General features: G+C 48.9%; 8 protein-coding genes, 2 tRNA genes and 3 rRNA genes. 12 read left to right on the forward strand and 1 reads right to left on the reverse strand.

Translation table 11 applies throughout. The features are described 5' to 3' along the window. The first annotated feature begins 52 nt into the window (after positions 1–52). The 11 genes from FAH67_RS09725 (at position 53) to FAH67_RS12275 (ending at position 9,811) form a co-directional block, all read left to right on the forward strand. Positions 53–1,593 (forward strand): 16S ribosomal RNA (locus FAH67_RS09725). Positions 1,594–1,698: 105 nt separating this feature from the next. After that, positions 1,699–1,775, forward strand: a tRNA-Ile gene (locus tag FAH67_RS09730). Between the two features lie 5 nt (positions 1,776–1,780). Further along, positions 1,781–1,856, forward strand: a tRNA-Ala gene (locus FAH67_RS09735). Positions 1,857–2,204: 348 nt separating this feature from the next. Then, positions 2,205–5,093 (forward strand): 23S ribosomal RNA (locus FAH67_RS09740). Between the two features lie 96 nt (positions 5,094–5,189). After that, positions 5,190–5,303 (forward strand): 5S ribosomal RNA (gene rrf, locus FAH67_RS09745). The 16S, 23S and 5S rRNA genes sit together here with 2 tRNA genes alongside, the layout of an rRNA operon. A 300-nt stretch (positions 5,304–5,603) precedes the next feature. Then, the gene (locus FAH67_RS09750) at positions 5,604–5,891 is read left to right on the forward strand and encodes a ComEA family DNA-binding protein (RefSeq protein ID WP_039863774.1); all 288 of its coding nucleotides are present in this window, start codon (positions 5,604–5,606) and stop codon (positions 5,889–5,891) included. A gap of 383 nt (positions 5,892–6,274) precedes the next feature. Continuing rightward, positions 6,275–7,195: an aspartate carbamoyltransferase gene (gene pyrB, locus FAH67_RS09755; protein WP_039863518.1), complete on the forward strand. Its 921-nt coding sequence runs from the start codon at positions 6,275–6,277 to the stop codon at positions 7,193–7,195. A gap of 10 nt (positions 7,196–7,205) precedes the next feature. Further along, positions 7,206–7,664 carry an aspartate carbamoyltransferase regulatory subunit gene (pyrI, locus tag FAH67_RS09760; protein WP_003679297.1) on the forward strand — a complete coding sequence of 153 codons (459 nt, stop codon included), beginning with the start codon at positions 7,206–7,208 and terminating at the stop codon, positions 7,662–7,664. 190 nt (positions 7,665–7,854) lie between these two features. Next, entirely contained in the window at positions 7,855–8,520 is a 666-nt protein-coding gene (locus tag FAH67_RS09765; protein WP_003679296.1) for a COG1361 family protein, read from the forward strand. A 275-nt stretch (positions 8,521–8,795) separates the two neighbouring features. Next, positions 8,796–9,659, forward strand: coding sequence for a GNAT family N-acetyltransferase (locus FAH67_RS09770; RefSeq protein WP_003679295.1), 864 nt, complete (start codon positions 8,796–8,798; stop codon positions 9,657–9,659). Between the two features lie 23 nt (positions 9,660–9,682). Then, on the forward strand, positions 9,683–9,811 hold the full coding sequence (locus FAH67_RS12275; protein WP_003679294.1) for a hypothetical protein: 129 nt from the start codon (positions 9,683–9,685) through the stop codon (positions 9,809–9,811). 65 nt (positions 9,812–9,876) lie between these two features. Here FAH67_RS12275 and FAH67_RS09775 read toward each other — a convergent pair whose 3' ends face one another. Continuing rightward, a complete protein-coding gene (locus FAH67_RS09775) occupies positions 9,877–10,380 on the reverse strand; it encodes a hypothetical protein (RefSeq protein ID WP_003679292.1) in 504 nt (167 codons plus the stop codon). A 213-nt stretch (positions 10,381–10,593) separates the two neighbouring features. Here FAH67_RS09775 and pyk point away from each other — a divergent pair, with 213 nt between their 5' ends. Further along, positions 10,594–12,066, forward strand: coding sequence for a pyruvate kinase (pyk, locus tag FAH67_RS09780; protein ID WP_003679289.1), 1,473 nt, complete (start codon positions 10,594–10,596; stop codon positions 12,064–12,066). The last annotated feature ends 43 nt before the right edge of the window (positions 12,067–12,109 follow it).

Below are 12,109 nucleotides of genomic sequence, written 5' to 3' on the forward strand. Positions count from 1 at the left end.
CATTGTCCTGTCGGTTTCTTTGAAGCAGACCAGAAGTTATAAGTTAGAGATTGAACATAAGAGTTTGATCCTGGCTCAGATTGAACGCTGGCGGCATGCTTTACACATGCAAGTCGGACGGCAGCACAGAGAAGCTTGCTTCTTGGGTGGCGAGTGGCGAACGGGTGAGTAATATATCGGAACGTACCGAGTAATGGGGGATAACTAATCGAAAGATTAGCTAATACCGCATATTCTCTGAGGAGGAAAGCAGGGGACCTTCGGGCCTTGCGTTATTCGAGCGGCCGATATCTGATTAGTTAGTTGGTGGGGTAAAGGCCTACCAAGGCGACGATCAGTAGCGGGTCTGAGAGGATGATCCGCCACACTGGGACTGAGACACGGCCCAGACTCCTACGGGAGGCAGCAGTGGGGAATTTTGGACAATGGGCGCAAGCCTGATCCAGCCATGCCGCGTGTCTGAAGAAGGCCTTCGGGTTGTAAAGGACTTTTGTCAGGGAAGAAAAGGCTGTTGCTAATATCGACAGCTGATGACGGTACCTGAAGAATAAGCACCGGCTAACTACGTGCCAGCAGCCGCGGTAATACGTAGGGTGCGAGCGTTAATCGGAATTACTGGGCGTAAAGCGAGCGCAGACGGTTACTTAAGCAGGATGTGAAATCCCCGGGCTCAACCCGGGAACTGCGTTCTGAACTGGGTAACTAGAGTGTGTCAGAGGGAGGTAGAATTCCACGTGTAGCAGTGAAATGCGTAGAGATGTGGAGGAATACCGATGGCGAAGGCAGCCTCCTGGGATAACACTGACGTTCATGCTCGAAAGCGTGGGTAGCAAACAGGATTAGATACCCTGGTAGTCCACGCCCTAAACGATGTCAATTAGCTGTTGGGCAACTTGATTGCTTAGTAGCGTAGCTAACGCGTGAAATTGACCGCCTGGGGAGTACGGTCGCAAGATTAAAACTCAAAGGAATTGACGGGGACCCGCACAAGCGGTGGATGATGTGGATTAATTCGATGCAACGCGAAGAACCTTACCTGGTCTTGACATGTACGGAATCCTCCAGAGACGGAGGAGTGCCTTCGGGAGCCGTAACACAGGTGCTGCATGGCTGTCGTCAGCTCGTGTCGTGAGATGTTGGGTTAAGTCCCGCAACGAGCGCAACCCTTGTCATTAGTTGCCATCATTTAGTTGGGCACTCTAATGAGACTGCCGGTGACAAGCCGGAGGAAGGTGGGGATGACGTCAAGTCCTCATGGCCCTTATGACCAGGGCTTCACACGTCATACAATGGTCGGTACAGAGGGTAGCCAAGCCGCGAGGTGGAGCCAATCTCACAAAACCGATCGTAGTCCGGATTGCACTCTGCAACTCGAGTGCATGAAGTCGGAATCGCTAGTAATCGCAGGTCAGCATACTGCGGTGAATACGTTCCCGGGTCTTGTACACACCGCCCGTCACACCATGGGAGTGGGGGATACCAGAAGTAGGTAGGGTAACCGCAAGGAGTCCGCTTACCACGGTATGCTTCATGACTGGGGTGAAGTCGTAACAAGGTAGCCGTAGGGGAACCTGCGGCTGGATCACCTCCTTTCTAGAGAAAGAAGAGGTCTGATGCATTCACACTTATCGGTAAACTGTAAAAGATGCGGAAGAGAAAAGCTTGAGTGAAGACAAGATTCGCTTAAGAAGAGAATCCGGGTTTGTAGCTCAGCTGGTTAGAGCACACGCTTGATAAGCGTGGGGTCGGAGGTTCAAGTCCTCCCAGACCCACCAAGAACGGGGGCATAGCTCAGTTGGTAGAGCACCTGCTTTGCAAGCAGGGGGTCATCGGTTCGATCCCGTTTGCCTCCACCAAGAACTTTACAAATCAAAGGAAGCCTGCTATACTTAGCAGCTTATTTTGATTTGCGAAGTGAAATATCGACGCATCGATCTTTAACAAATTGGAAAGCCGAAATCAACAAACAAAGACAATGAGTTTGTTTTGATTTTTTGTTCCTTGCAAAGGATAAAAAATCTCTCGTAAGAGAAAAGAAAACAAACACAGTATTTGGGTGATGATTGTATCGACTTAATCCTGAAACACAAAAGGCAGGATTAAGACATAACAAAGCAGTAAGCTTTATCAAAGTAGGAATTTCAAGTTTGCTTCCCTAGTCAACGGGTAGGTAAACGAAGTCAAAGAGGTTCTTGAAATGATAGAGTCAAGTGAATAAGTGCATCAGGTGGATGCCTTGGCGATGATAGGCGACGAAGGACGTGTAAGCCTGCGAAAAGCGTGGAGGAGCCGGCAATAAAGCTATGATCCCACGATGTCCGAATGGGGAAACCCACCTCTTAGGAGGTATCCTTATCTGAATACATAGGATAAGCGAAGCGAACCCGGAGAACTGAACCATCTAAGTACCCGGAGGAAAAGAAATCAACCGAGATTCCGCAAGTAGTGGCGAGCGAACGCGGAGGAGCCTGTACGTGATAACTGTCGAGATAGAAGAACAAGCTGGGAAGCTTGACCATAGTGGGTGATAGTCCCGTATTCGAAATCTCAATAGTGGTACTAAGCGTACGAAAAGTAGGGCGGGACACGTGAAATCCTGTCTGAATATGGGGGGACCATCCTCCAAGGCTAAATACTCATCATCGACCGATAGTGAACCAGTACCGTGAGGGAAAGGCGAAAAGAACCCCGGGAGGGGAGTGAAATAGAACCTGAAACCTGATGCATACAAACAGTGGGAGCACCCTTGTGGTGTGACTGCGTACCTTTTGTATAATGGGTCAACGACTTACATTCAGTAGCGAGCTTAACCGAATAGGGGAGGCGTAGGGAAACCGAGTCTTAATAGGGCGAACAGTTGCTGGGTGTAGACCCGAAACCGAGTGATCTATCCATGGCCAGGTTGAAGGTGCCGTAACAGGTACTGGAGGACCGAACCCACGCATGTTGCAAAATGCGGGGATGAGCTGTGGATAGGGGTGAAAGGCTAAACAAACTCGGAGATAGCTGGTTCTCCCCGAAAACTATTTAGGTAGTGCCTCGAGCAAGACACTGATGGGGGTAAAGCACTGTTATGGCTAGGGGGTTATTGCAACTTACCAACCCATGGCAAACTAAGAATACCATCAAGTGGTTCCTCGGGAGACAGACAGCGGGTGCTAACGTCCGTTGTCAAGAGGGAAACAACCCAGACCGCCAGCTAAGGTCCCAAATGATAGATTAAGTGGTAAACGAAGTGGGAAGGCCCAGACAGCCAGGATGTTGGCTTAGAAGCAGCCATCATTTAAAGAAAGCGTAATAGCTCACTGGTCGAGTCGTCCTGCGCGGAAGATGTAACGGGGCTCAAATCTATAACCGAAGCTGCGGATGCCAGTTTACTGGCATGGTAGGGGAGCGTTCTGTAGGCCGATGAAGGTGCATTGTAAAGTGTGCTGGAGGTATCAGAAGTGCGAATGTTGACATGAGTAGCGATAAAGCGGGTGAAAAGCCCGCTCGCCGAAAGCCCAAGGTTTCCTACGCAACGTTCATCGGCGTAGGGTGAGTCGGCCCCTAAGGCGAGGCAGAAATGCGTAGTCGATGGGAAACAGGTTAATATTCCTGTACTTGATTCAAATGCGATGTGGGGACGGAGAAGGTTAGGTTAGCAAGCTGTTGGAATAGCTTGTTTAAGCCGGTAGGTGGAAGACTTAGGCAAATCCGGGTCTTCTTAACACCGAGAAGTGATGACGAGTGTCTACGGACATGAAGTAACCGATACCACGCTTCCAGGAAAAGCCACTAAGCTTCAGTTTGAATTGAACCGTACCGCAAACCGACACAGGTGGGCAGGATGAGAATTCTAAGGCGCTTGAGAGAACTCAGGAGAAGGAACTCGGCAAATTGATACCGTAACTTCGGGAGAAGGTATGCCCTCTAAGGTTAAGGACTTGCTCCGTAAGCCCTGGAGGGTCGCAGAGAATAGGTGGCTGCGACTGTTTATTAAAAACACAGCACTCTGCTAACACGAAAGTGGACGTATAGGGTGTGACGCCTGCCCGGTGCTGGAAGGTTAATTGAAGATGTGCAAGCATCGGATCGAAGCCCCAGTAAACGGCGGCCGTAACTATAACGGTCCTAAGGTAGCGAAATTCCTTGTCGGGTAAGTTCCGACCCGCACGAATGGCGTAACGATGGCCACACTGTCTCCTCCTGAGACTCAGCGAAGTTGAAGTGGTTGTGAAGATGCAATCTACCCGCTGCTAGACGGAAAGACCCCGTGAACCTTTACTGTAGCTTTGCATTGGACTTTGAAGTCACTTGTGTAGGATAGGTGGGAGGCTTAGAAGCAGAGACGCCAGTCTCTGTGGAGCCGTCCTTGAAATACCACCCTGGTGTCTTTGAGGTTCTAACCCAGACCCGTAATCCGGGTCGGGGACCGTGCATGGTAGGCAGTTTGACTGGGGCGGTCTCCTCCCAAAGAGTAACGGAGGAGTTCGAAGGTTACCTAGGTCCGGTCGGAAATCGGACTGATAGTGCAATGGCAAAAGGTAGCTTAACTGCGAGACCGACAAGTCGAGCAGGTGCGAAAGCAGGACATAGTGATCCGGTGGTTCTGTATGGAAGGGCCATCGCTCAACGGATAAAAGGTACTCCGGGGATAACAGGCTGATTCCGCCCAAGAGTTCATATCGACGGCGGAGTTTGGCACCTCGATGTCGGCTCATCACATCCTGGGGCTGTAGTCGGTCCCAAGGGTATGGCTGTTCGCCATTTAAAGTGGTACGTGAGCTGGGTTTAAAACGTCGTGAGACAGTTTGGTCCCTATCTGCAGTGGGCGTTGGAAGTTTGACGGGGGCTGCTCCTAGTACGAGAGGACCGGAGTGGACGAACCTCTGGTGTACCGGTTGTAACGCCAGTTGCATAGCCGGGTAGCTAAGTTCGGAAGAGATAAGCGCTGAAAGCATCTAAGCGCGAAACTCGCCTGAAGATGAGACTTCCCTTGTGGTTTAACCACGCTAAAGAGTCGTTCGAGACCAGGACGTTGATAGGTGGGGTGTGGAAGCGCGGTAACGCGTGAAGCTAACCCATACTAATTGCTCGTGAGGCTTGACTCTATCATTTGAAGAACTTCAAGAGATAAAAGCTTACTGACTGATTCAGTCATCACCGAATATATTGATTAAGGCTTTACCGATTTGTAACAGTTTAAGTTTGGCGGCCATAGCGAGTTGGTCCCACGCCTTCCCATCCCGAACAGGACCGTGAAACGACTCAGCGCCGATGATAGTGTGGTTCTTCCATGTGAAAGTAGGTCACCGCCAAACACCCATTCCGAAGCCCCCGACTGATGTCGGGGGCTTTTTACATGCCTGTCGTTTCTGTCGGTTTGGTGATAGGGAGATTATGATTACCTTGTTGTTATTCTTAAACAAAAGTACCGAAGTTACGGTTAACCGTTTAGAATATTTGAAATCAAACGATATTTGCGTTAATATGTTGTAAGCATTTATGTGGGTATGAGCTGTTGCCCTATCTGCGTATGTGACAGTGTTTACAGAGTGGAATAAAACCATTCTGTAAACAGCATGACTGATTCAATCAAATATGTTATGGGAAAAAATCTGATGAAGAAATTTTTATTTGGTGCGTTTGCCGCCGTTTGTGCGGCGTTCTCTTTGGCTGCCGTGAACATCAATACTGCGTCTTCTGTCGAACTGGAGGCCTTGCCGGGTATCGGTCCGGCTAAGGCGAAATCGATTGTGGAATACCGTCAGAAGAACGGTGCGTTCAAATCGGTGGAGGAGCTGAAAAACGTGAAGGGCATCGGTGATGCGGTGCTGAACAAGTTGAAGGCGGAGGCGACGGTTTCTTCTGCTGCGCCTAAGGCCGCACAGCCTGCCGTGAAAAAATAAGTCTGACGGTTAACTGCCGTATGCCGCCCCGAGGCCGAACCGCTTGCCGGTTCGGGTTGACGGGCGGCTTTGTATGGGGCCGGCAATGAGAGCTTGGGCAAAGCGGGGCTTTACATTGGGTAATACGTAATAACTGAAAACAGCCGAATCCCTGTGCTTGGGTCTCAGCTGTTGAGTACAGATGGTTATTTTGCAAAGATCTCAGGCCGTCTGAAAACTTGAAAGAAGCAGCCGTTTGTTAAATATGCGATAATGCGGAAGATTTCATGGGTGTGGTAGAAACATGGTTGTGATTGTCCGACTGGGATGATGTCGGGCAACGATGGAATCGGTTTGCTTGAAGCGCCCGCCTGTTGCGGGCTTTTTTATGGGAAGGAATGGTCATGCCTAATCCGCTTTATCGGCAACATATTATTTCAATTTCAGATTTGACGACAGAGCAACTTGAGTTGCTGCTTCAGACGGCCTTGAAGCTGAAAAAGGAGCCTCGTGAAGATTTGCTTGAAGGCAAATTGATTGGTTCATGCTTTTTTGAACCGTCCACCCGTACGCGTTTGTCTTTTGAAACCGCGGTACAGCGTTTGGGTGGGAAAGTTATCGGTTTTTCCGATGGTGCGAATACTAGTGCGAAAAAGGGTGAAACGCTTGCAGATACTGCGAGGATTATTTCCAGTTATACGGATGCGATTATTCAGCGACACCCGAAAGACGGTGCGGCCCGTGTGGCGGCCGAGTTTTCGAGTGTACCTGTGATTAATGCCGGCGATGGTACCAATCAACATCCGAGCCAGACACTTTTGGATTTGGTAACGATTTATGAAACACAAGGTAGCTTGAGCAATTTGAAGATTGCGATGGCCGGTGATTTGAAATATGGCCGTACGGTACACTCATTGTGTCAGGCACTGAAGCGTTGGGGGTGTGAGTTTGCATTTGTATCTCCTCCCAGCTTGGCGATGCCGGACTATATTACTGAAGAGCTGGAGGAGGCCGGTTGTCCTTATCAAGTCTTGTCCAGCTTGGAAGAAGCGGTCGAATGGGCGGATATTTTGTACATGACCCGCGTTCAGCGCGAACGTTTTGATGAGCAGGAATTTGCCAAAATTCAGGGTAAATTCAATCTTGATGCGCAAATGTTGGCGAATGCTAAACCCAATTTGCGCGTCTTGCATCCTTTACCGAGGGTAGATGAAATTCATCCGGATGTAGATAAAACACCTCATGCCTATTATTTTGAACAGGCAACCAATGGCGTGTATGCACGGATGGCGATTTTGTCTTTGGTATTGAACGAAGAAGTTTAAGGAGCGAGAGATGGAAAACTCAAAACTCAGCGTTGAAGCGATTGAACAAGGTACGGTAATTGACCATATTCCTGCCGGTAAAGGCTTGGCCATTTTAAGACAGTTTAAGCTGCTGCATTATGGCAGCGCGGTTACGGTCGGCTTTAATTTGCCCAGCAAAACGCAGGGAAGCAAAGACATTATCAAAGTCAGCGGCGTATGGTTGGATGCCAATGCGGCCAACCGTTTGGCTTTATTTGCCCCTGAAGCAGTGGTAAACAAAATCGATCAGTTTAAAGTGATCGACAAACAGCATTTGTCATTGCCGGACGAAATCTCGGAAGTGTTCCGCTGCCCGAATACCAATTGTGCCAGTCATGGCGAGCCGATCATCAGCCGTTTTTATGTCCGTTCACATAATGGTCAGACGCGTTTGAAATGCCATTATTGCGAAAAAACCTTCTCGCGTGATTCGGTTGCCGAAGCCTGATAAAATCTCAGGCCGTCTGAAAACACGGCTGTGCAGTTTGAGTTGTCTGCTTGATACATCAGTTTCATACAAAGCAAGATATTAAGCAGATTGCGTTAAAATTACGTTAAAATAATGCCTTCTGAGTTAATGACATCATTTGCTCAAAAGGCATTATTTTTATAACACGATACGAAATGTAGGAAAACTTATGCACTCATCCATACAAAGCCGGTTTGCCCCAATTTTATACGTCTTGATTTTCTTTGCCGGATTTTTGGCAGCACAAGTTTGGTTTAATCAGCAAGCCTATTTGACCAACCTTCCCATTTTGGTCACTGCCATTTCTGCCGTTGCATTGATTTGGTTGATTTGGGCTGTCGTCTCTGCGCGATCTAAAGCAAAAAGCAAGATGTTGCATCGTGAGCAGCTGATTCAAAAAGAGAGCATTCATCCTGTTTTGCATGCGACGTTGCAGCGTTCTGACGGTCAAACGGATTTATTGGTTTTGGTTGTCCGCAATAGCGGTAAGGGCTTGGCGAAGAATGTGCGTTTTGAGGCAGAGCCTTTGCCGGATCACTTGCCAAGCAAGCTGGTCGCCGATGCAGTGATGCGCTTGGAGATGTTTTCCGGCGGTGTGGATATGCTGGCATCAGGTGAACTGTATGGCGGCGTGTTTGCAAGCATGTTTGCACTGGCTGCCGAGTTGCCGGACCAGACATTTGGCGGCGTGTTGAAACTGAAGGCCACTTATGAAAATGCCTTTGGTGATCAATGCACTTCTGAAAGCGTCTTGGATTTGGGCATACTGAATTTCAATTTGTCAGAAATTAAATCCAGTGGCGAGCAAAAGCCCCGCAAGAAATTGTTGTATTGATATTCAAAATATGCAGGCCGTCTGAAACCGAAATACTTGTTTTCAGACGGCCTGTTGTTATTTTTCAAATGATTTTTGAAGAAAAAGAGGCGTATCGGGTATAATAATCAAAGAATTCGAAACGGATTGTCAGGATCGGCAAGCCGTCTCATCATTGTCGTATTTCAAAACCTTACTGATATTTTTTCAATGATCTGTTGCTATGTATCGGAACTTTTTCTGATGTTGGCACTGGCGAAATATTCCTTCAGCCATTTACTCTCAGGAAGCTGCTTATGTTAGTGTGTAATCCTTATGAAGTTGTGATCCATGGTACGACCAGCAAAGGCAAGATTTTCCGACCAAGCGACTGGGCGGAGCGCCTGTGCGGTATTTTGTCTTCCTTCACTAAAGACAACCGCCTTTCCTATTCTAATTGGGTGCGCCCGATTTTGGTGGACAATGTCCGTTGTGTAGCGGTCGATAAAAAGTTGGAAGAAGACAATCCGCAAATGTTCCGTTTCTTGATGGACTTCGCGGCGGATAATGATTTGCGCGTGATTGACTGTAAAGCCTTGCTCAAAGAGCAAGAAAGCAAACAGCAGGGCGAAGTGCCGGTCGAGCGCGTTTTGTTGGCGCAGGCGATTGAAGAAAAACATGCTGCCGAGCGTGCGGAAGCGGCCAATGTGCAGCCTGAGCCTCAAGCTGCCGCGCCTGTGGTCGGCGTATTGCGTGAAATTCAGCCGGAAGAAACTGCAACCGCTTTTGCGGCATTGAGCATTTTGCGTTCTTCTTTGACCGATATTCACCGTTTTGTCGAACAAATCAACGAGCATCAGCGCAAAACCGGCTACCGTCTGCTGGGTATTTTTGAAGAAGGCAAACAAAATGCCGTGGCCGTATGCGGTTTCCATACTGCACATAACTTAGCCAGTGGTTACCATATCCATATTGATGATCTCGTAACCATGCCTCAATGTCGCCAAAAAGGCTATGCTTCACGCTTGTTGGAAGAAGTACGCAAAATCGGTGCAGAAACAGGAGCAACCAAAATCCATTTGAATGTCCATGTGAACCATGACCGTGCCGATGCCCATCGTCTTTACTTCAAAAACGGATTTGAAATTTGCGCTTACCATTTCCGTTGTGATCCGAAATAATTTTTGTGGAAAGAGAGAAATCAATGTTGAAGATTTTGACTGCGGCTGTTTTGACACTGAGCTTGGTGGCTTGTGCATCAGGCAGCGGACAAGGCAGCTCGCAAATGTATGGTGAGATTAAGGCCGGTGTAGAAACCAGCCATCAACGTTGAGATATAAAATAACAAGGCCGTCTGAGATAGGTTTTCCTGTTTCAGACGGCCTTTTTGCAGCTTGATTAGAGGGTCGTGGAGGTGTCGTCAGAGGCAACAGTCCGATGCAGGCGATACCAATTGTACAGGCGCAAGATGCACAAGAAAGCAATAATGGGCATGCAGGCTGCGGTAACCAGATAACGCGGGTTGTTGAAGTTTAAAACATTGTGCCCGGAAAGCAGCGACAAAGCGGCATGCAACCATTCCCACAAAGACGAAATGCTGAATGCCAAAACAGCCAACAGGCCGAGGGTTCGGAAAATGCCGATGGGCAGGATTTGTTGGTGCAATACGGCGCGGTTGAGTTGGAACAAAACAATCAAACCGAAGCCGATAATGCAGACCATGCCGCCGTTGGCGACGATTTGCAGGCTGTTGAAGGCAATGTCGGGCGTAACGGAAATTGTACCGGACTGGTTGGCGGCGGTTTGTTGCAAATTTAAGCCTTGCATGACATTGAGTACGAAACCGTAGATCAGGTCGGCCCAAACGATGCCGATGGGTAGTGGAGTCAAAAAACGTTTCATGGATCAGTTGAGTATTCTATTAGTATGAGGGAGGCCGTCTGAAAATCAAAAGTGACGACGTGAGAGTGTATTGTATCCGATAGGAAAGTAGGTTAATGCAAAAATAAATTTAGTTTAAGTCAGAAAATGATGTAATTTTACGCCAACATTATTGCATTAAGAGTACAATCTTCTTCATTATCAAACGTGAAATCAACAGGAAAGGACGTTTACATGAGCCAATTGCAACGTGATTTAACCCGTATCAGCCACAATACCAAAATTGTTGCCACATTGGGTCCGGGCAGCAACAATGTACAATTGTTGGAAGACATGATCCGTGTCGGCGGCCTTAATGTCGTCCGTTTCAATTTCAGCCACGGTACGCCGGAGTTTCATGAAGAAAATGCCCGTATCGTACGCGAAGCCGCGAAACGTGCGGGTCAGGAAATCGCCATTCTTGCCGACTTGCAAGGGCCTAAAATCCGTGTCGGTAAAATTGCCGGCGGCAGCATCGAGCTGAATAAAGATGAAACTTTGATTTTGGATGCCGCACTTGAAGGCGAAGGTACACGCGAAGCGGTGGGTTTGGACTACCGCGATTTGCCGAATGACGTCGTTGCCGGCGATGTTTTGTGGCTGGATGACGGCTTGTTGACCTTGACCGTTGAGGCGGTTGAAGGAGGTAGGATTATTACAAGAGTTGAAAACAGCCATGTACTGAAAAGTAATAAAGGTATCAACAAACGCGGAGGCGGCTTGTCTGCCGGTGCGTTAACCGAAAAAGACTTCCGCGACCTGAAAACGGCGATTGCCATCGGTTGCGACTACTTGGCCATCAGTTTTGTGAAATCTGCTGAAGATCTGCACATCGCACGCGCCAAAGTCGAAGAAGAAATGAAAGGCAGTACAGCCGTACGCCCCGGTTTGGTTTCCAAAATCGAGCGCGTAGAAGCCATTGAAAATCTAGACGAAATCATCCTCGCCAGCGACGGTATTATGGTTGCCCGCGGCGACTTGGCAGTGGAAGTCGGACACGCAGCCGTCCCCGCCCTGCAAAAACGCATGATCCGCCGCGCACGCGAGTTGCGCCGTTTCAGCATTACCGCAACCCAAATGATGGAATCCATGATTACCAATCCCGTACCGACCCGCGCCGAAGTGAGCGACGTGGCCAATGCGGTATTGGACGGTACCGATGCGGTAATGTGTTCCGCCGAAACTGCCGTCGGCGCGTATCCTTTTGAAACTGTCAGCCAAATGGCAATTATTTGTGCAGCAGCCGAAAAAGAGCAGGACTCGCTCAATGGCGTTGCCGAACAGGTCGAGTATCCCGAAGCCGTCAGCACCAACTTGGCGATTGCCGTCGGCGCGGTCGGCGTAGCGCGTGCGGTTCACGCCAAAGCGATTGTCGCACTGACCGAAAGCGGCTCAACCGCCTTCGAAATTAGCCGCCACAACATCACTTTGCCGATTTTCGCCCTGACACCTAGCATCTCCGCACAACGCCGCATGGCAATGTATCGCGGCGTGCGTCCGCTGATTTTCGCAACCAGTACCGACCACGATACTGCGCTGAATGAAGTGGAAGCTGTGTTGGTCGAACACCAAATTCTGTGTTCCGGCGACCAATACATCATTACCAGCGGCTCGAAAATGCGTGAATCCGGTTCGACCAACACATTGGAAGTGTTGCAAGTCAAATAATCGAATCAATGTTTTACTAAGTGGAAAAAGCAGGCTGCCCTCA

This window comes from Neisseria flavescens (assembly GCF_005221285.1).
GTDB lineage: Bacteria > Pseudomonadota > Gammaproteobacteria > Burkholderiales > Neisseriaceae > Neisseria > Neisseria flavescens.

What these genes read in the sequence shown, in the direction of transcription:
- FAH67_RS12275 (WP_003679294.1), top strand. Translation starts at nt 9,683, where the DNA reads ATGTTGAAGATTTTGACTGCGGCTGTTTTGACACTGAGCTTGGTGGCT.
- FAH67_RS09770 (WP_003679295.1), top strand. Translation starts at nt 8,796, where the DNA reads ATGTTAGTGTGTAATCCTTATGAAGTTGTGATCCATGGTACGACCAGC.
- pyrI (WP_003679297.1), top strand. Translation starts at nt 7,206, where the DNA reads ATGGAAAACTCAAAACTCAGCGTTGAAGCGATTGAACAAGGTACGGTA.
- FAH67_RS09775 (WP_003679292.1), bottom strand. Translation starts at nt 10,380, where the DNA reads ATGAAACGTTTTTTGACTCCACTACCCATCGGCATCGTTTGGGCCGAC.
- FAH67_RS09765 (WP_003679296.1), top strand. Translation starts at nt 7,855, where the DNA reads ATGCACTCATCCATACAAAGCCGGTTTGCCCCAATTTTATACGTCTTG.
- pyrB (WP_039863518.1), top strand. Translation starts at nt 6,275, where the DNA reads ATGCCTAATCCGCTTTATCGGCAACATATTATTTCAATTTCAGATTTG.
- pyk (WP_003679289.1), top strand. Translation starts at nt 10,594, where the DNA reads ATGAGCCAATTGCAACGTGATTTAACCCGTATCAGCCACAATACCAAA.
- FAH67_RS09750 (WP_039863774.1), top strand. Translation starts at nt 5,604, where the DNA reads ATGAAGAAATTTTTATTTGGTGCGTTTGCCGCCGTTTGTGCGGCGTTC.